18 protein-coding genes are annotated in these 19,716 nt (G+C 60.4%); 15 read left to right on the top strand and 3 right to left on the bottom strand.

Features of this window, described 5'->3' with window-relative positions:
• The 8 genes from B447_RS22270 (at position 1) to B447_RS15740 (ending at position 9,077) form a co-directional block, all read left to right on the top strand.
• Positions 1–573, top strand: coding sequence for an acyltransferase (locus B447_RS22270; protein WP_002942599.1), 573 nt, complete (start codon positions 1–3; stop codon positions 571–573).
• A 70-nt stretch (positions 574–643) separates the two neighbouring features.
• Entirely contained in the window at positions 644–1,798 is a 1,155-nt protein-coding gene (locus B447_RS22265; RefSeq protein WP_083491483.1) for a TDP-N-acetylfucosamine:lipid II N-acetylfucosaminyltransferase, read from the top strand.
• A gap of 57 nt (positions 1,799–1,855) precedes the next feature.
• Positions 1,856–3,301, top strand: coding sequence for an MOP flippase family protein (locus tag B447_RS15760; RefSeq protein ID WP_002942597.1), 1,446 nt, complete (start codon positions 1,856–1,858; stop codon positions 3,299–3,301).
• 97 nt (positions 3,302–3,398) lie between these two features.
• A complete protein-coding gene (locus B447_RS22260) occupies positions 3,399–4,493 on the top strand; it encodes a glycosyltransferase (protein WP_002942595.1) in 1,095 nt (364 codons plus the stop codon).
• Positions 4,494–4,569: 76 nt separating this feature from the next.
• Positions 4,570–5,691 (top strand): hypothetical protein, encoded by a 1,122-nt coding sequence (locus B447_RS22635; protein WP_157384709.1) that lies wholly within the window; start codon positions 4,570–4,572, stop codon positions 5,689–5,691.
• Positions 5,678–6,790, top strand: coding sequence for a DUF1972 domain-containing protein (locus B447_RS15750; protein WP_037983001.1), 1,113 nt, complete (start codon positions 5,678–5,680; stop codon positions 6,788–6,790). Before B447_RS22635 ends, B447_RS15750 begins: the two co-directional genes overlap by 14 nt.
• 524 nt (positions 6,791–7,314) lie before the next feature.
• Positions 7,315–7,647 (top strand): H-NS histone family protein, encoded by a 333-nt coding sequence (locus tag B447_RS15745; RefSeq protein ID WP_002942591.1) that lies wholly within the window; start codon positions 7,315–7,317, stop codon positions 7,645–7,647.
• Between the two features lie 44 nt (positions 7,648–7,691).
• Complete coding sequence (locus B447_RS15740) at positions 7,692–9,077, top strand: undecaprenyl-phosphate glucose phosphotransferase (protein ID WP_002942589.1); 1,386 nt, start codon at positions 7,692–7,694, stop codon at positions 9,075–9,077.
• Between the two features lie 70 nt (positions 9,078–9,147).
• Here B447_RS15740 and msbA read toward each other — a convergent pair whose 3' ends face one another.
• Genes msbA through polA form a run of 3 tightly spaced genes read right to left on the bottom strand, consistent with a single transcriptional unit; the run spans position 9,148 to position 14,722 of the window.
• Positions 9,148–10,983, bottom strand: a complete 1,836-nt coding sequence (gene msbA, locus B447_RS15735) for a lipid A export permease/ATP-binding protein MsbA (protein ID WP_002942588.1) — start codon at positions 10,981–10,983, stop codon at positions 9,148–9,150.
• A gap of 41 nt (positions 10,984–11,024) precedes the next feature.
• The gene (locus B447_RS15730) at positions 11,025–11,825 is read right to left on the bottom strand and encodes a hypothetical protein (protein ID WP_002942578.1); all 801 of its coding nucleotides are present in this window, start codon (positions 11,823–11,825) and stop codon (positions 11,025–11,027) included.
• The gene (gene polA, locus B447_RS15725; protein ID WP_002942577.1) at positions 11,825–14,722 is read right to left on the bottom strand and encodes a DNA polymerase I; all 2,898 of its coding nucleotides are present in this window, start codon (positions 14,720–14,722) and stop codon (positions 11,825–11,827) included. The genes B447_RS15730 and polA overlap by 1 nt, the downstream gene beginning before the upstream one ends.
• A gap of 121 nt (positions 14,723–14,843) precedes the next feature.
• On the opposite strand from polA, the gene B447_RS15720 reads away from it, so the two are divergent.
• The 7 genes from B447_RS15720 to nadD all read left to right on the top strand — a co-directional run.
• The gene (locus B447_RS15720; RefSeq protein ID WP_002933163.1) at positions 14,844–15,569 is read left to right on the top strand and encodes a TIGR00730 family Rossman fold protein; all 726 of its coding nucleotides are present in this window, start codon (positions 14,844–14,846) and stop codon (positions 15,567–15,569) included.
• Between the two features lie 76 nt (positions 15,570–15,645).
• Positions 15,646–15,969, top strand: a complete 324-nt coding sequence (locus tag B447_RS15715) for a DUF2782 domain-containing protein (RefSeq protein WP_002933162.1) — start codon at positions 15,646–15,648, stop codon at positions 15,967–15,969.
• 128 nt (positions 15,970–16,097) lie between these two features.
• Positions 16,098–16,616, top strand: a complete 519-nt coding sequence (locus B447_RS15710) for a DNA-deoxyinosine glycosylase (protein ID WP_002942576.1) — start codon at positions 16,098–16,100, stop codon at positions 16,614–16,616.
• 38 nt (positions 16,617–16,654) lie between these two features.
• Complete coding sequence (locus B447_RS15705) at positions 16,655–17,611, top strand: homoserine kinase (protein WP_002933148.1); 957 nt, start codon at positions 16,655–16,657, stop codon at positions 17,609–17,611.
• A complete protein-coding gene (locus B447_RS15700; RefSeq protein WP_002942571.1) occupies positions 17,608–18,417 on the top strand; it encodes a BPSS1780 family membrane protein in 810 nt (269 codons plus the stop codon). Before B447_RS15705 ends, B447_RS15700 begins: the two co-directional genes overlap by 4 nt.
• Before the next feature lie 19 nt (positions 18,418–18,436).
• Complete coding sequence (locus tag B447_RS15695; RefSeq protein WP_269745255.1) at positions 18,437–19,225, top strand: BPSS1780 family membrane protein; 789 nt, start codon at positions 18,437–18,439, stop codon at positions 19,223–19,225.
• Positions 19,215–19,716 (top strand): nicotinate-nucleotide adenylyltransferase (gene nadD, locus B447_RS15690; protein WP_002942558.1); only part of this gene is annotated, 502 nt, incomplete at its 3' end. The genes B447_RS15695 and nadD, both read left to right, overlap by 11 nt.

Raw genomic sequence — 19,716 nt, 5'->3', positions numbered from 1 at the left:
ATGGGATTTATGAGTCAAGAACAAGTCAACTTGATGGGTTTCGCGCAGGTCGGCAAAAATACGAAACTCTCCGACAAGGCGTCTTACTACAACTGCAGAAACATAAAAATAGGCAACAATGTCCGGATTGACGATTTTTGCGTTATATCTGCAGGAGATGGCGGGATAAACATTGGGAACCATGTTCATATTGCGATTTACGCTTCTCTCATCGGCTCTGGAAATATCACAGCAAGTGATTTCAGCGGAATCTCCTCACGGGTTTCGATCTACAGCAGCAACGACGATTACAGCGGAGCGTTCTTAACAGGCCCAACCGTCCCCTCTGAGTTCACCAATGTCAAGCATGCAGATGTCTTCATCGGCCGTCATGTCATCATTGGCGCTGGAAGCGTTGTTCTTCCAGGAGTAGTTTTAGAAGACGGAGTTGCGATCGGCGCATTAAGCCTAGTGACTAAGCGGTGCGAAGCGTTTGGTATTTTTTCTGGCGTACCTGCCAAGCGGATTAAGGAACGTAAGAAAAATCTTCTCGAAATGGAAAAATCTTTCAAGATGCCACGAACAGAACGATGAACTTCTCCTCCGCCCGGCAGGGCAGAACAATGCGTTCATTATAACGCCCATGAATCGCAGAAACTAACCCATGACTCAGCCGAACGAAAACAAGATTATCCATGTTATGGCTGATGAAAAGTTTAATGACATGGCTATTCGTCAGTTTGAAGAGGAAGCCCGCGGAGTTAACGAATTTTGGATAGTCGCTAAAGAATTAATCCTGACGAAGTCACCACTTGCCAGGAAATGCACTCTCGATGAATTGCTGCAACAGTTATCACGCTCGAATGTTGCCGGAGTTATTTTCCATGGCCTACTCCCGACTTATTACAGGTTGCTCCGCCACATCCCAGATGACAAATGTGTTGTGTGGCTTGGCTGGGGCTATGACTATTACTCTCTACTAAAGCACGAAAACGAAGACTCTCGAATTCTTCCCAAAAGTAAATATTTGCAGTCGCCGCCCTTCAAAAATTGCGCAAAACGTATATTGAATCCTTTTTTGGACAAGCTCAGGCTTATAAAAAACAGAGCATCGGTTTCCGACCTGAAAAGAATCGATTACTTTTCACCAGTCCTCGATATTGAATATGCGATGGTGCTACGGCATGTACAACTACGAGCAAAGTATATAACGTGGAATTACGGCACTGCCGAAGACGATCTTTCACTGCCTGATATGAGCTACACAACCGGGACGAACATACTTGTCGGCAACAGCGCCACCGCAACAAACAACCATGTAGAAATATTCGAGGCGATCCGTAGAAATGTTGATTTAACGAACCGTAAAGTGATTGTCCCGTTAAGCTACGGCGACCTATACTACCGCTCCAAGGTAATCGAGCAAGGCGAGCGAATACTTGGTGAGGCATTTTCGCCACTTATAACGTTCATGCCAAAAGAACAGTATCTAGAGACGGTACGTTCATGCGGCTTTGTCATGATGAACCATTTAAGGCAACAAGCTCTCGGGAACATCTGCATGGCGATGCTAATAGGCGCCAAGGTATATCTCAATAAACAGAATCCGTTAACGGGTTGGCTGGAATCCCGGGGCGCCATCATGGGATCAACAGACGGCTTTAACTTAGAGCCACTTCAAGAACGGGAAAAGGAAATTAATCGACAGCTTATTTACTCTCACTGGGGGCGAACGCATCAACGTATAAAAACAGAACGATTGATTAAGGCCATCCAAAATTATAGAAAGCACAGAGATGAGCCAATCCCACTTAATTAAGCAGGCGGATCACTACATGTCTCTATTCCGGACTGACAAGATCGCTGTGAGACCAACGTGAGTTTGGCACACCGCTCAATATCGGCAGCTCGCTGGACGACCGTATCCAACATCACACGCGCGGGGCTGCAGCTTGCCCAGCTGATTGTGCTCACGCGCTTCCTGTCACCCCAGGACTACGGCCTGATGGCGATGGTTACGGTTGTTGTCAGCTATGCCGCTCTATTCAGTGACATGGGCCTGAGCACGGCATTCGTGCAGCGTCAACACGTGAGCCAAGAAGAGCGCAGCAGCCTGTACTGGCTGAATGTGGCGGTCGGTGCGGGGTTAATGCTGCTCGTTATGGCGGCAAGCCCGCTGGCGGCATATTTGCTCGATGAGCCGCTGTTGCCGGGCCTGATCACCCTGGTCTCCACGAACTTCCTAGTGGTCGCGCTAGGGCAACAGCTTCGCATCGATGCCGAGAAAGCACTCAACTTCAGGCCAGTTGCGGTTATTGAGGTCATCTCAGCCGTCATTGGCTTTGCAGTTGCTGTAACCGCAGCATGGCTAGGCTGGGGTGTGCATGCGTTGGTGCTTGCAGCCATGTCCAGCGCATGGATCACAATGCTGCTCGCTTGGACGATATTGGCTCGGGGCTGGCGCCCATTGTGGCGCTTTCGTTGGACAGAAGTAAGCTGGTTCGTACATTTCGGTGGAGGCATGGTGGCCAATAACGTCATCAACCATATCAACACCACGGTGGATGTGCTGATAGGGGGGCGTCTGCTGGGCGCAGCGCAGCTTGGGCTTTACAGCGTTCCACGCAATTTAATTTTACAGATTCAGTTTTTAGTGAATCCAATCTTTACGCGGGTCGGCTTCCCGGTTATTGCTTCCATCCAGAACGACAACGATCGAGTGCGGCGAGTTTATCTTAAAATCATGAACTTTACCGCAAGCGTCAATGCCCCGATTTATGTGGCGACGGCTGTATTTGCACCCGAGTTCGTGCAGCTTCTCTTTGGAAATGAATTCCATGATGCTGTGCCGCTACTTCGCGTGCTCGCCGCTTGGGGGCTATTTAGGTCATTTAGCAACCCAATCGGTAGCTTGGTCTTCGGCTTGGGTCGTGTTCGACTATCTACTCTATGGAACCTTGCCCTACTTTTTATTATTCCGCCAGCTCTGTGGTTTGGCTCCAACTACGGCGCCGAAGGCATGGCGTGGACCATGACAGGAATGATAATGACATTATTCGTACCGAGCTGGGCAATATTGGTAAAACCCACATGTAACGCAACCCTTTGGGCATACAGTCGTCAAGTTCTGATACCCACCTTGTGTGCGGTACTTGCCGGGGGAGCCGCATGGTTGTCCGTTAGTATATTCAACCAACCGTGGCTACGTTTGGGCTCTGGCTTAACCGTTGGAGTCATTCTGTACGCAGTGCTCATTTGGCTACTCAACAGAGAACTTCTCGAACTTGGGGCCGAGATTATTAACCAACGCACTTCTCGGTAACACAGATGCTCCACTGCAATTCCGCTTGACGCAATCCACTCCTGGCGCCTCAAGAAACCGATATTGGCTCAACTCGCACATCGGAACCGCTCGAAAAATGGCAATTAATTATCTCGTTTTCCCATACCGAAGCTATTTTTTTAAGAAGAATTACGGGGTCTCTGTTCGAGATCTGCAAATAATTGAAGTCCTGAAAAGAAGAAATGATACCGGAAAGCTTCTAATCGTAGATCGACCACTAACGGTTTACGAGGCGTCTCTAGGGCGCATAACCCACGAAGACAACTATATAAAGCACATCTCACTCGACTTAATTGGACCTCTCAAAGGGCGCCGCTGGACCGAGGAATGTTACACAGAACTAAAGCCGAAACTATTATCTTCAATCTCATCATGGGATAACGTCGTCATTTTAGACTTTACCCCAATCGCCAATATTCATACAATTAAAATACCGCACAACTTTTACTGGTACGATTTAATTGACAACTTCGCTATACACAACCGCTTTACTGAAATAGAAAAAGAACTTGTCCGTAAGAAATATAAAAAAACCTCCAGCCATGCCGACATTATAACTGGCGTTACTGATCAAGCGCTGTCAAGCTTTCCGCAGGGGAAGAAGCACACTATAACCAACGGACTCTACGATGTAGGAAACTGCCTGACAAACTCAGAACCAGAATTTAAGTATGGATTTCTTGGATTTTTAACAGACAAATTCGACCTCGCGTTTATCGAGCAATTGGCGGCAAGCGACCCCAACTTCAGCTTGGTCATTTATGGTGACTCTTACGACAAGTTGCTAGTGAGAACGCTCTTAAGAACTCCCGGCGTAACGCTAAAGGGCAGGTTCAAAAAAGACGACATACCTAACTTAATGAGCACCTTCGAAGTTGGACTAATTCCATATTTACGATCAAAAAGCCATGACGGCTCCCCATTAAAATTATACGAATATCTCCATTATGGAAAGCCGGTATTAACCTCCATAGACTACGAAATTACCGGCGATTCAATTATAAACTACAACCATGAGGGCATCGAGAATACTATCTCTCGTTTAAAAGACCTTCTGAATGATCCGAGGTGCTCTCAGCACACGAAGGCAATGCTTCGTAACGAAGACTATCTAGAGTCGAAAATTGAGCCTGTTATTTCTAAAATTCGTAGCAGCTTAGAAATTCTATAAAATTAATATTTCCGCAATGACAAATAGGCGATTTTGCATTAGAAGAGCATGCCTGGTAATTTTCCCAGCAATTTTAATGCTTTATGCTTTTGGCGGAGCACTTCAGTTTTTAGGCCTATTGAGCCAAACAACCTCAAACCTATTTATAGCAGCAAATTTGTTGTTTTTCATTGCCTTCGAAAAAGCTCTCCGGATAAACATCGCCGAACTCTTTTTACTATTATCCCTCGCACTGCTATTAGCTCTTGGGGTTGTGAATGGGAGTGGCGCAACAGCGATCGCCGTTTACGCTTATTATTTTTCTTGTTTAGGCTTATCGCTTTACTCCGCCAAGCTTTTCGCAAACCACCCTCCCTTTGATATAAACAGAGCTTTCTTGATCATCAGGATTATACTGATGATACAGATACCCGTTCTTGTCCTGCAAATCGTCTATGCAGATGCAATTGCCGCGGCATCACGAGTGCCTTTGATCCCTCTAGATGTAGCCTCCGGAACATTCTTCCTGAAGTCGGACTCATCTCTCGCTTTCACTGCTTTGCTTGCCGCCTGCGCCGCTTACCTGCTAAAGATCAGAAACCGGCAGTCAATGCTTGTGATCAGCATCACCATCGCATTCCTAACGAGCTCAAAGGCGAGCCAAGCTACGGCCGTAGCAGTATTTATTTTTCTCAATTGGCACGAGCTAGTACTATCAAGAAAATTTGGAAGAGTGGTTACACTTTTGGCAGGAGCAGCGTGCTCTTCGGTTATTCTGATTGTCTACTTTTATTTTTTAAAAGAGATTGGAGATGGGGTACTTGCCGAGCTGGAACACGCCTATGAAAACCGTTTCGCGCATGAGACCGCGAGTCGGTTTGCGGTACTCGGAGAGGCTTTATTCGGAGATCCAAATCTTTTTGGAAGGGGACTACTTACCTATCACAACCCAATTGACAGGAGCTGGCTATACTATTCTGGGCATAGCCTTTTTTACTCGCTTTTTATTGACCTTGGAATAATCGGGGTAGCGGTCTTCATCGTAGGCATCTGCGTTTTTACCGGAAAATCAATCCAAAGCAAGTTATTCATATTTATTTTTCTTTTTGTGTTTTTTATTTTCTCCTTTTTTAATTTTTCTCTATCCGATATCTCGTTCTTGTTTCCTTATTTTTTATTTATTTATTTGGCGAAGAAGGGAAATCATGCAGGCTCTTAAGCTCCTAATATTGGGCATCAGAGGCGTGCCTGCTAAGCACGGCGGGTTTGAAACCTTCGCCGAGAAACTTGCTTTATTTCTCGTGAAACGAGGATGGCAAGTCACCGTGTTCTGCCAGGAGGATGGTGATGGCAACTCTTGGGAAAGCACTTGGGAGGGTGTGAGACGCATCCATATTCCAGTCAGTAGGGCCGGTGCCGCGGGGACGGTCATATTCGACTGGAAAGCGACCTGTCGCGCGCTCTCGGAGCACGGTTTGTTTCTCACTCTGGGGTACAACACCGCACTCTTCAACCTGATGCAACGACTCAGGAAGCAGACGAATGTCATCAACATGGACGGCATCGAATGGCGCCGAGACAAATGGGGAGTCGTTGCCAAGACATGGTTCTGGCTCAACGAACGCGCCGGGTGTTGGATCGGCAACCATCTCGTCGCCGATCACCCGCGCATCAAGGACCACCTCGCCACGCGCGTCCGTGCAGACAAGATCACGATGATCCCTTATGGGGGTGACGAGGTCCTTTCAGCTGACGCAGCGCTGCTCACTGCATACGGCATCGAGGCCGGCGGTTTCTCGGTGATCATCGCCCGCCCCGAGCCCGAGAACTCCTTCCTCGAGATGGTTCGCGCCTTCAGTTCAAAGCGGCGCGCCCACAAATTGGTGGTCCTGGGTAACTTCACCCCCGAACGCAATGCATTCCACAGACAGGTGATGGACGCTGCTAGCGACGAAGTGATTTTTCCCGGCGCGATCTACGAGACTCCCGTGGTGCAGGCCCTACGCTTCTACAGTCGGTTCTACTTGCATGGGCACAGGGTGGGTGGTACCAACCCCTCTCTCGTTGAAGCCTTGGGTGCGGGCTGTGCTGTGATCGCTCACGACAACCACTTCAACCGCTGGGTGGCGGGGCCGGAAGCAGCCTATTTCAAGGACGAAGCCGATTGCGCTCGTCTGTTCGATCGGCTACTTGCAGACGATGCAGCCCTGCAACGTATGAAGGCCGCCAGCCGCGCACGCTTCTACGAGCGCTTTACCTGGGAGCAGGTGCTGAGTGAGTACGAAGAACTGCTCACACGCTGGTATCCGAAGAACTGAACGGACTGTTGTCAGCAGGAAAGGGCTTGAAGAATCTGCGGCAGGAGAACTAGCGTGACTGGTCACCCCAATGGGGCGATACTAAGAAGCGCTACGCCCTGGAAGATGCCGTTACCATATACAGACATCTTTCCATAGACGATACCGGCCAAGTATCAAGGCTACCGGTAAGGCGGCGCATGAAAGCAAGAGACATTCAGGCCAGACTGATTGGCGACGCAATCTCTGGCTGCGCCGCAGAACGCAGCAAACTGACCACGCCCGCATCACGACGACGAAGGGGACTTGGTCGGCAGGTTTGACCTACGGTACGACTACTCGAAGCGACCAACCATTGCAGAAATGTCCAAGGACGCCTGGAACGCGCAGAGAAAGCTGCCCGCAGCATGGACCTGATGATGGCGAAGCATGCCTTGGCTACCATCAACAACGCCAATGAGGATCCCCGTGTGTCAGAGATTGCATTGGACGAGCGGGCGATCGAATCGCCTTAATGAGCTGAGTTACTTTCAGAAGGAAATGACATGCCAACCTATGCCGAACTGATGTCGCAGATCGAAGCGCTGCAGAAACAGGCCGAGGAGGTTCGCTGTTCGGAGATCGCGGGCGTGATCGCCGAGATCAGGCAGAAGATCCAGGACTACGACCTGACAGCGGCCGATCTGGGATTCGTGGCCGTCGTGCCGACAAAAGCCGAGACCGCCAGCCGCAGTGACAAGCGCACCGCCGTCAAGCCCAAGTATCGCGACCCGGCATCGGGCAAGACCTGGACCGGCCGCGGCGTGATGCCAAAGTGGATGAAGGACGCGGTCGAATCAGGGCGTCGCCGTGAAGAGTTTCTGATCCCCGACAACTGACTTTCTTTGCCTGCCGCGCTGACGACACGGCAGGCCGGGTAACCATGCCTTACTCCATAAACTACTCTCCAACCTTTGCCGAGCGCTACCCCGTTGCGCTGGCCGCTGCGCTGGTCGACGCAGGTGCGGCTGTGCTGGCGGCGTATCTGGCCTTCTACCTGCGGTTCAACAATACAGAACTCAGCCCGCTCTACGTGGCTGGCGCGATCCTGTGGGCCAGCTTGGCGGTACTTATGCTGTTCCTGGTAGGTGCCTACAGCTCGTGGCGCGGCCAGTCGTTCGCACGACGGGCCGCGCGCTCTGTCAGTGGCTGGCTCCTCGCGGCCACCGCACTGACAATGCTCGGCTTCTTGTTGAAAGTATCAGAGGACTATTCACGGCTCTGGTTCGCTTACACGGTCACGTTAAGCGTGGGGCTCGGCATTGGTCTGCGTATCTGCGCGTTCGTGGCCTTGCGCCGAGCCCGTCGCTCGGGACGAAACCTGAAACAGCTGGTCGTTGTAACACCCGCCGGCGTTCGCAGTTCGAAGTTGCCGTCTGAGCCAGCACTTCGCGAGCAGGGCTATACCGTTTCGCGAGCCGTCTCTTGCAGCTCATCGCCCGAGTGGCTGGAGGAGTTGGCTGCGGCAGTGGAAGGCACTCGAGCGCATGAAGTCTGGCTGATGCTGCCCCTGAATGAAGGCGCGCAGATCCAGGCCGCCGTATATGCACTGCGGCACCACGTGGTTTCGGTGCGCTTCATGCCCCAGCTGAACGACCTTCCTCTTCTCAACCACCAAGTGAGCCGTGTCGCGGGTTTCTACTCGATCGATCTCAGTGTCACGCCCATGGATGGCCCCGCTCGCATCGTCAAACGCGCGGAGGACCTCATCATCGGTGGTCTGATCTTCCTGATGATCCTGCCGATATGCGCCGTAATCGCAGCGGCCATCAAGCTCACATCACCAGGACCTGTGCTGTTCAAGCAATACCGCACGGGAATCAACGGCAGGAACTTCAAGGTTTATAAGTTTCGTTCAATGGTCGTTCACCGGGAGAGCGGGGGACAGGTCACCCAGGCCACTAAGGACGATGTCCGTATCACGCCCATCGGGGCCTTTCTGCGGCGCACAAGCCTCGACGAGCTACCGCAGTTTTTCAATGTGCTGCAAGGCCGCATGTCCATCGTCGGGCCACGCCCACACGCGCTTGCCCACAACGAGTACTACAAGGACCTCGTCGAGTCCTACATGCAGCGTCACCAAGTCAAGCCGGGCATCACCGGCTGGGCACAGGTCAATGGCTTGCGCGGTGAGACGGACACGCTCGAAAAGATGCAGGCACGCGTAGAGCACGACCTCTGGTACATCGACAACTGGTCGCTGTGGCTTGACCTGAAGATCATCCTACTGACGGTGTTGAAGGGCTTCGTGAATCCGAACGCGTACTGAGAAAGGTGCTCGACCCAGAACAGCAACCTCGGGCCAAGCACCCGAGCGCATCGCAATCTCGATGACAGCCTCAGCGCACGGTATCCGGCTCCTCCCCGATCGCCTGCAGCCGCGCATACACCCCACCCCGCGCCACCAGTTCCGCGTGCGTCCCCCGCTCCACGATGCGCCCGGCCTCCATCACCAGGATCTGGTCCGCCTTCTCGATCGTCGATAGGCGGTGGGCGATGACGATGGTCGTGCGCCCTTCCATGAGGCGCTCGATCGCTGCCTGGATCAGGCGCTCGGACTCGGTGTCGAGCGCGGAGGTCGCCTCGTCGAGGATCAGGATCGGCGCGTTCTTCAACAAGGCGCGCGCAATCGCCAGGCGCTGGCGCTGGCCGCCCGAGAGCAGCACGCCGTTCTCGCCGATCTCGGTGTCGAAGCCCTGGGGCAGGCGGTCGATGAACTCGCGCGCGTTGGCAGCCTCGGCGGCGGCGACGATCTCTTCGCGGCTGGCACCGGCGAGCTCGCCGTAGGCGATGTTCTCGGCCACGGTACCGTTGAACAGCGTGACCTGCTGGGTGACGAGCGCGATGTGACGACGCAGGTTGGCGAGCGTGTAGTCCTCCACTGCCACGCCGTCGACCAGCAGCCGGCCTTCGTCGTGCTGGTAGAAGCGCGGGATGAGGTTGGCGAGGGTGGACTTGCCACTGCCCGACTTGCCCACCAGGGCGATCATCTGCCCCGGCTCGGCCTTGAAGTCGATACCTTGCAATGCACGCCCTTCCGCACCGGGATAGGTGAAGCCCAAGCCCTGGGCCTCGACGCGACCGCTGATGTGTTCGCGCTCGACGCTGCCGCCATCGGGCTCCGGCGCTTCGTCGAGTTGCTCGAAGATGCTGTCGGCTGCAGCCACGCCGCGCTGGATCTTGGAGCTGACCTCGCCCAGTTGGCGGATGGCGCGCGGCAACAGGCCGGCGGCTGTCATGAAGGCGACGACGTCGCCCGCGGTGGCGTCGCCCCGCACCTTCAGCACCATGAACAGCAGAACGCCCATGGCGGTATAGATGATGAGGTTCATCAGCGCCGAGAAAACCTCCTCGGTGCGCACCATCTTTAGCTGGCGCTTGGTGTTGTCCAGGCTGGCATGCACGAAGCGACCGCGCTCGTAGTCCGCGCCGCCGAAGCTGCGTACCACGCGGTAGCCCTGGATGGTTTCGGAGGCCACATGGGTGACCTCACCCATGGCGGTCTGGATGTTCTTGGACAGGCGGCGGAATTTGCGGCTGGCGTTCGATACCAGCCAGCCGATGACGGGCAGCACCACGAGCAAGGTCAGGGTGAGCTGCCAGTTCATCCACAGCAGGTAGCCCAGCAGCGCGATGACGGTGAGCCCCTCGCGGAACAGCGTCTTCACCGCGTCGGTCGCGGCACCGGTGACCATGGTGACGTTGTAGGTGAGCTTGGAGACCAGGTGGCCGGAGTTCTGCGCGTCGTAGAAGCGGTTGGGCAGCACCAGGAAGCTCTCGAAGAGCTGGGTGCGCAGGTCGTGCACCAGCCCGAGCGACACCTTGGAGATGGCGTAGTTGCCCAGGAAGGTCCCCACCCCTTGCCAGAGCGCGATCAGCATCACCATGACCGGGATCGCGTACACGATGTCGAGCGCATCGAGCCAGCCGATGCCGGTGGTGGCCGGGGCATCGGGCGTGGCCAGCCCATCGACGAAGAACTTGAACACCGCTGCCAGGCCCGCCTTGCCGCCGCCGGCGATGGCGAAGCCAAGGATGCTGAGCAGGAAGTAGCCGAGGTAGGGCTTGGTATAGCCAAGCAGGCGGGTGTAGATCGTGAGGCTGCTCGCAGGCGCGGATGCGGGCACCGCCTCGGGCGCGGGCGTGGGCTCGGTACTGGAAGGGGCTGGGCTCATGGCGGCCAATGATATGCCAAGCCGACGCGGTGCTCGTGGCGTCAGCGCGACAGGCCCTGCAACAGCCAGGCCACCGCACGCAGGCGCTGACCGTCGCGGCCGAAGCGGCGCCCACGCGGCAGATGGCGCAGCCAGGCCAGACGGCCCGCCGTGCGCAGGACCTGGGCGCGGATATCGGCATCTACCGCGGCGAGGGCAGCGCGCACCCTGGGGGCGGCGGCCTCGAGCAGTTCGCGCTGGTCGAGGATGAGCGCGGTCGAGTGCAGGTAGCACAGCCAGTCACGCGCCTGGCACTGGGCGAGCCCGAGCGCACGGCCGGGGTCGTCCTCGAAGTCGATGAAGGCGATGCGGCCGTTAGCGGCGCGCACCATGTTGCGGGCAAAGCCCTGGCTCAGGTAGCCGCCGCGGCGATGGAGGTCGGCCAGCGCGGCGAGGCCCTCGTCGAACAGGGCGAGGCAGGCGGATACGTCCATGGCGGTGGCCATTTCCTGTTGCAGGCTCAGACCCGGCTCGCCCGTGCTGCCCAGGTCCTTGAGCATCAGGCCGGTATCACTCCAGGCCAGCACCTCAGGCACGAACACGCCCTGCGCAGCCAGGGTCTGCAGGCGGCGCACCTCGGTATTGATGGCGTCGGCACCGCCAAAGTTGGGTACCGGGCTGAGCACCCCGAGACCGAGCGCGCGCGACAGCAAGCCCATCAGCATGTAGCGCCAGCGCGGGTTGCGCGGGCCCGCCTTCTTCACCCACACGCGCTCGCCGCCAAAGTCGTGGGCGCCAACGTTATGCACCTGGCGCGCCAGCGCCTCGGCCAGGAAGCGCTCGGCAGCGGTGTCCGCCGCCATCAGTGCGCTTCGTCCCAGTTGTCGCCCGCCCCCACCTCGACCAGCAACGGTACCTTGAGCTCGGCGACACCGCCCATCAGCTTCGGCAGTTCGGCGCGGATGGTGTCGAGCTCGGCCCTGGGCACTTCCAGCACCAGTTCGTCGTGCACCTGCAGCACCAGCCTGGACTTCAGCCCCGACGCGGCCAGCCAGGCGTCGGTGGCGATCATCGCCTTCTTGATCAGGTCGGCGGCCGTGCCCTGCATCGGCGCGTTGATCGCCGCACGCTCCGCACCGGCACGGCGGCCGGCCTGGCTGGCGCGGATGTCGGGCAGGTACAGCCGGCGGCCGAACACGGTCTCGACATAGCCTTGCTCGCGCGCCTCGGCGCGGGTGCGGTCCATGTAGGCCGCGACGCCGGGGTAGCGCGCGAAGTAGCGGTCGATCCAGCTCTGCGCAGCGGCACGCTCGATACCCAGGTTCTTGGCCAGGCCGTGCGCGCTCATGCCGTAGATGAGGCCGAAGTTGATCACCTTGGCGTAGCGGCGCTGCTCGCTGGTCACCTCGGCCGGCGCCACGCCGAAAACCTCGCCAGCGGTGGCGCGGTGCACGTCCTCGCCGTGGGCGAAAGCTTCGAGCAGGCGGGCGTCGTCCGACAGGTGGGCCATGATGCGCAGCTCGATCTGCGAGTAGTCGGCCGACACGATGAGGTGCTCACGCGGCGCGATGAAGGCAGCGCGGATGCGGCGGCCCTCCGGCGTGCGGATCGGGATGTTCTGCAGGTTGGGCTCGGAGCTCGACAGCCGGCCGGTGACGGCGGTGGCCTGCGAGAAGCTGGTGTGCACCCGACCGGTCTTCGGATTGACCATGCGCGGCAGCTTGTCTGCGTAGGTGCTCTTCAGCTTGGCCAGGCTACGGTGCTCGAGCAGCAGCTTGGGCAGGGGGTAATCCTCGGCGAGCTTCTCGAGTACTTCCTCGTCGGTGGAGGGCTGGCCGGTGGCGGTCTTCTTGACCACCGGCAGGCCGAGCTTGCCGAACAGGATCTCGCCGAGCTGCTTCGGCGAGCCGAGGTTGAAGGGCTGGCCGGCGAGATCGTGGGCTTCGCGCTCCAGATCGTGCAGGCGGCGGCCGAGTTCCTCGGAATGCTGGCTGAGCAGGAAGGGGTCGATCAGCACCCCGGTGCGCTCCATGCGCTGCAGCACGCCGAGCACCGGCATCTCGATGTCGCGGTAGAGGGCGTCGAGCGCCGCCGTCCCTTGCAGCTGCGGGTGCAGCTGCAGGTGCAGGCGCAGGGTGATGTCGGCATCTTCGGCGGCGTATTCGGTGGCGCGGTCGATGGCGACCTCGTCGAAGCCGATCTGCTTGGCGCCCTTGCCGCAGACCTCGGTGTAGGGAATGGTGGCCAGGCCGAGGTGGCGCTTGGCGAGCGAATCCATGTCGTGCGGCTTGTCGCTCTCCAGCACGTAGGATTCGAGCAGGGTGTCGTGGGCGATGCCGCGCAGCGCGATGCCGTGGTTGGCGAGCACGTGGGCGTCGTACTTGAGGTTCTGGCCGAGCTTGGCGTGCTGGTCAGACTCCAGCCAGGGACGGAGCTTGTCCAGCACCTCGTTCAAGGGCAGCTGCGCCGGCGCGTCCGATGCACGGTGCGCCAGCGGCAGGTAGGCCGCCTCGCCCGGCTCGACCGCGAAGGACATGCCGACCAACTGCGCCGCCATCGGGTCGAGGCTGGTGGTTTCGGTGTCGAATGCGGTGAGCGCGGCGGCGGAGATCTTCGCCAGCCAGGCATCGAAGCCCAGCCAGTCGAGGATGGTCACATAGCCGCTGCGGTGGGCGCCTGCAACGCCCCCCGTAGGAGCGGCGCCAGCCGCGAGCTGTTCTTCACCCTCTCCATCGCCGAAAAGGCTCGCGGCTGGCGCCGCTCCTACGGAAAACCCTTGCGGGTGCGAGGAGCGTGGGAGCGGCGCGAGCCGCGAGGGGTCGAAGGCGACATCGCCTGGGGCCTGCCCCCTGCTTCCCTGACCATCGAAGCGACGCGCCTCGGTCGCGGCCTTGGAGGCGGCGACGCTCGCTGCGCCGGCGTCCAGATCCTTGAGCCAGCCGCGGAACTCGAAGCGCTCGTACAGCGCGCGCAGCGCCACCTTGTCGTCCGCGCGCGCGGGCAGTTCATCGAGCGTCACCGGCAGCTCGACGTCGGTCGCCACCGTCACCAGCTTCTTGCCCAGCGGCAGGAAGTCCAGGTGTCGGCGCAGGTTCTCGCCCACCTTGCCGCCCACCTTGTCGGCGTTGGCGACCAGGTTGTCGAGGGTGCCGTACTCGGTCAGCCATTTCACCGCCGTCTTGGGGCCGCACTTCTCCACGCCCGGCACGTTGTCCACCGTGTCGCCGACCAGCGCGAGATAGTCGACGATGCGCTCGGGCGGCACGCCGAACTTGGCCTCCACGCCCGCGGAGTCAAGCACCTCCTCGCTCATCGTGTTGACCCACTGCACCCCGGGGCGCACGAGCTGGGTGAGGTCCTTGTCGCCGGTCGAGATCACCACCTCCCAGCCGCGCTCGAGCGCCTGGCGGGTAAGCGTGCCAATGACGTCGTCGGCCTCCACGCCTTCCACCGCCAGCAGCGGCCAGCCTTCGGCCTGCACCGCCTCGTGCAGCGGCACGATCTGCGCGCGCAGATCGTCGGGCATGGGCGGGCGGTGCGATTTGTACTCGGGATACCAGTCGTCGCGGAAGGTCTTGCCCTTGGCGTCGAACACGCAGGCGCGAAATTCTGCCTTGTAGTCGCTCTCCAGCCGCCTTAGCATCGACAACACCCCCCGGATCGCCCCCGTAGGCTCGCCCTGCGAATTGCGCAGGTCAGGCAAGGCATGGAAAGCGCGGTAGAGATAGCTGGAGCCATCGACGAGCAGCAGGGTGGGCATCTTCTGGAAAATCCTTGTCCTTGTTGGGGTCAGGTCTTGCATTTGCTTTTGCTCATCCGCGCTTCACCGGAACGAGCAAATGCAAGACCTGACCCCAGAGAGACACAACGAGAACAACAACATGACCGCGAAAGAAAAACTCCCCCGCAGCGCGCCCGACAGTACCGCGCCACGCTACAACGCGCGCGAGTCCTGGCGAATCTTTGGAATTATGGCAGAGTTCGTCGAGGCGACCGAACGCCTGGCCTCGATCCGGCCGGCGGTGTCGATCTTCGGCAGCGCGCGTACGCCGCCCGACCACCTGTACTACATGCTCACCGAAAAAATCGCCCGCCTGCTGTCGGATTCAGGCTTCGCGGTGATCTCGGGCGGCGGCCCGGGCATCATGGAAGCCGCCAACAAGGGCGCCTACTTCGGCAAGAGCCCCTCGGTGGGCCTCAACATCCAGCTACCGCTGGAGCAGAGCGCCAACCCCTACCAGGACATCTCGCAGACCTTCCAGCACTTCTTCGCGCGCAAGTTCATGTTCGTGAAGTTCGCCACTGCCTATGTCGTCATGCCGGGCGGTTTCGGCACGCTGGACGAACTCCTCGAGGCGATGACGCTGATCCAGACCAGGAAGAGCCGCAAGATCCCGATCATCCTGGTGCACGGTCCCTTCTGGCAGGGGCTGCTCGACTGGTTGCGCGACCGGCTCGTCAGCGAAGGCATGATCAACCGCGAAGACCTCGACCTGATCCAGGTCATCGACAAGCCCGAGGACGTCGTCGAGGCCATCTTCAAGCACTACGAGCGCCGCGGCTTCCAGCCCCTGCCCACCGAGCGCGAGATGATGCTCAACCTGTAATGGCGTCTGGGGCGGGCGAGCGTCTGGGGCTCCTGAGCATTTCTGGCTAGAATTGAGGCATCTTCAGGAGAACACCATGCGCCGCACCCTTTTGGCACTGCTGCTGGCCGTCAGCCTACCCGCCTTCGCCCAGCAACCCGCGGGCCTCGAGCCCATCCCCGAACCGCCGCCCATGCCCGCCGGCATGAGCGAGCTCGACGAACCCGAAGTCACCATCGTCCAGCGCGGCGAGGACACCGTGGCCGAGTACCGCATCCGTGGCAAGCTCTACATGGTCAAGGTAACCCCGCCGCACGGCGTGCCCTACTACCTGATCGACAAGGAAGGCAACGGGCAGATGGTGCGCGACGACGCTGCGCCCGGCCTTGCCGTGCCGATGTGGGTGATCAAGTCTTGGTGAGCGCCGCGATCGTGCCGCCGGCGAGTCGGCAGAAAACGCCGATTCGCCATGGAACACCGGGGACCACCCCGGACGTCCCGGCCGATCTCCCCGAGCGCCCTACCCGGGAAACCGGACAGGGGCAGCGCGTGCGAAGCTTTCCTGCGGTGCACACTGGCGCTGCGCGCGTACTCATTCTGGGCAGCATGCCGGGCGAAGCCTCGTTGGCCGCCGTGCAGTACTATGCGCACCCCCGCAACGCGTTCTGGCCGATCATGGGCGCATTGTTCGGTGCCGGCCCCGAGCTGCCGTATGTGCAACGCCTCGAACGCCTGTGCGCCGCCGGGGTAGCCCTGTGGGACGTCATCGGCGCGTGCCAGCGCGAGGGCAGCCTCGACAGCGCGATCGCGCGCGACAGCATCGTGGCCAACGACTTCACCGCGCTATTCTCGGCCTGCCCAGGCATCGGCCACGTTTTCTTCAATGGCAGTGCTGCAGAGGCCGCCTTCCGTCGTCATGTAAAACGACCGCCAACGGGCCAGCCCCTGCGCTTCACCCGCCTGCCATCGACCAGCCCGGCGCATGCCGCACGCGGCTTCGAGGCCAAGCTTGCCGCCTGGCAGGCCGTGCGCTCCGCCGCCTGTGCGGCCGACGCACTCGCCGGCTGAGCCCCGGCGCCCTCTGACCCCCTCCCACCGGAGCCCGCATGTCCGTCTTCACCCCCGTTCCCGAATCCGCGCTCGCCGACTGGCTCAAGGACTACGCCATCGGCCGCCTGGTGGAACTCAAGGGCATCTCGGCCGGCGTGCAGAACAGCAACTTCTTCGTCACCACCACGCTCGGCCGCTACGTCCTCACCCTGTTCGAAGGCATGTCGCGCGCCGAGCTGCCCTACTACCTGCATCTGATGGCCCATCTTGCGCGCCACGGCCTGCCGGTGCCGGGCCCGATCGCCAACCTGCACAACGAATACCTCGGCACCCTGCAGGAGCGCCCGGCCGCGCTGGTGGTGCGCCTGTCCGGCGCTTCGGAGATGGCGCCCGGCGTCGAGCACTGCGCCCGTGTCGGCGCCATGCTTGCCGGACTCCACCTCGCCGGCCAGTCCTACGGCCGCCGCCAGCCCAATCCACGCGGCCCCGAGTGGCGTCTGGCCACGGCGCAGGCGGTGCGCGACTTCCTGCCCACTGACGAGCGCGCCCTGCTCGACGCCGAGATCGCCTTCCAGTCCGCACAGGCGCTCGCCAACCTGCCCGCCGGCGCCATCCACGCCGACCTCTTCCGCGACAACGTGCTATGGGACACGGATGCCGACGGCAGCGTGCACATCGGCGGCGTCATCGATTTCTACTTCGCCGGTCACGACGCGCTGCTGTTCGACGTCGCGGTCACGGTCAACGACTGGTGCTCCCTGCCCGACGGCGGCCTCGACGGCACCCGCTGCACGGCCCTGCTCGCGGCCTACCATGCCGAGCGTCCGTTCACCGCGGCCGAGCGCGCTGCCTGGCCCGGCCAGTTGCGCGCAGCCGCACTGCGCTTCTGGCTGTCGCGCGCAGCCGACTTCCACCTACCACGCGCAGGCGAGATGGTGCTGGTGAAGGACCCCAACGAATACCGCGACATCCTGCGCCTGCGCATCGCGGACACCCCGCCACTGCCGCTATGACCGAAGCTCGCCGCCCCCACCCTGCACCGCCCGCACCTGGCGACGTCGCCCCCGGCCACGCCCTCAACTGGCTCAGCGAGGGCTGGCGCCTGTTCATGAAGGCGCCCGGCGTGTGGGCCATCCAGGCGCTGATCTTCTTCGTCATCCTCACCGCGCTCGGCCTGATGCCCTTCCTCGGCTGGGCTGCGGCGCCGATCGCACTGCCGGTGCTGGTAGGCGGCATGATCGCCGGAGCCCAGGCCCTGGACCGCGGCGAGTCGCTGCGCGTCGACCACCTGTTCGACGGTGTTCGCCACCATGCGGGCAACCTGCTGCTGGTCGGCGTCTTCCATCTGCTCGGCCTGCTGCTGGCCGCCTTGATCGCCGCCGCCATCGGCGGCAGTGCGGCGCTGACCGGCGCCGCAGTCGGTGCCCTGGCAGGCATGGGCATGGCCGGCAGCGGCATGATGCTCGGCGTGGTGGTGTTTACCGTGCTGTGGGCGCTGCTCATGATGGCGCTGTGGTTCGCCCCCGCCCTGGTGATGCTGCACGAGATGGCCCCACTCGACGCCATGCGCCTGTCTGCACGCGCCTGCATCCACAACCTGCTCGCCTTCCTCATCCTCGCCGCGCTGCTCTATGTCCTGCTTTGGGTGGCGATGCTCCCCGCCGGGCTCGGCATGCTGGTGCTGATCCCGGTGATTGCATGTGCGCTCTATGCCGCCTGGAAGGAAACCTTCGCACCACAGCTCCCGGCGTCCCTGCCGATCGCTGCCGATGGCCCCGAGTCTGCGGACCGAACGCCGGACGCCCCTCCTCCCCCCTGAACGCCCACGAAGAACATCAATGCAAGCAAACAGACTCCCCATGCAGCGCGGCTGGTTCTGGCTGCGCGAGGGCCTCGTCCTCTGGCGCCGCAATCCGGCGCTCATCACCTTCGCCACGTTCGGCTACCTGCTCTCGATCGTCGTGCTCAGCCTGGTCCCGCTGCTGGGCCAGCTCGCCGCCTCGCTGCTCATGCCGGCCCTGTCGGTCGGGGTGCTCAACGCCTGCCGCGCCATCGACAGCGGTCGCAAGGTTGGCCCGGACGTGCTGTTCTCCGGCTTCAAGACCAACCTGCAGTCCCTCATCGCGATCGGCGGCATCTACCTGGTCGCCACCCTGCTCGTACTCGTGCTGGTATCGCTGGTCGACGACGGCAGCCTGTTCGCACTCATGCGCGGCGAGGCGCCTGCCGAAGATGCCGGTGTCGGCTTCACGCTGCTCATCGCCCTCACCCTGTCCACACCGGTCGTCATGGCCTACTGGTTCGCGCCGGTACTGGCCGCCTGGTGGAAGGTGTCCCCAGCCAAGGCCTTGTTCTTCAGCTTTTACGCCTGCCTGCAGAACTGGCGCCCCTTCCTGGCCTACGCCATTGGCGTGGCGATTTTCGGCGCCATCCTTCCCGGCATCGTCATCGGTGTGCTCGGGCTGCTCTCGCCCGCGCTTGGCACGCTGGCCTCGCTGCCGATCCCGCTCGTGGTCATCCCGGTGATCTTCGCCACCTTCTACACCGCGACCCGTGACGTGTTCGGCCTGCCCGACGCGCCCCCCGTGATCGACCGCAGTCCGCAGGACGCCGACGATGCCGGCTGAGCCGCGTCCGCCGGCAACCGCCGGGCCGCTCGGCCTGCTCGGCGGCACCTTCGACCCGATCCACCTCGGCCACCTGCGCCTGGCCGAAGAGGCGCGCGAGGCCCTCGGGCTGGCCGCCGTGCGCCTGATCCCGGCCGGTCAGCCGCCCCACCGCGGCGAGCCACGCAGCAGTGCGGATCAGCGCCTGGCCATGGCCAGGCTGGCGAGCACCGGCAACCCGGCATTCGAAGTCGATGACAGCGAGGTACGCGCCGCAAGCAAGAGCTACACCGTGCTCACCCTCGAGCGCCTGCGCGCCGAACTCGGTCCCGCCCGCCCGCTGGTGCTCATTCTCGGCGCCGACGCCTTCGAAGGTTTGCCCGGCTGGCACCGCTGGCAGGCGCTCTTCGACCTCGCCCACATCGCCGTCGCCAATCGCCCCGGCTACGCGCCGCACGGCCGGCGCTGGCCTGCCACACTGTCGCCCGAGCTCGCCGCCGCGTGCGCGGGCC

This window comes from Thauera sp. 27, assembly GCF_000310125.2.
GTDB lineage: Bacteria > Pseudomonadota > Gammaproteobacteria > Burkholderiales > Rhodocyclaceae > Thauera > Thauera mechernichensis.
Note: the sequence above shows the minus strand (reverse complement) of the source record. Positions and strands in the feature narration are given on the sequence as shown.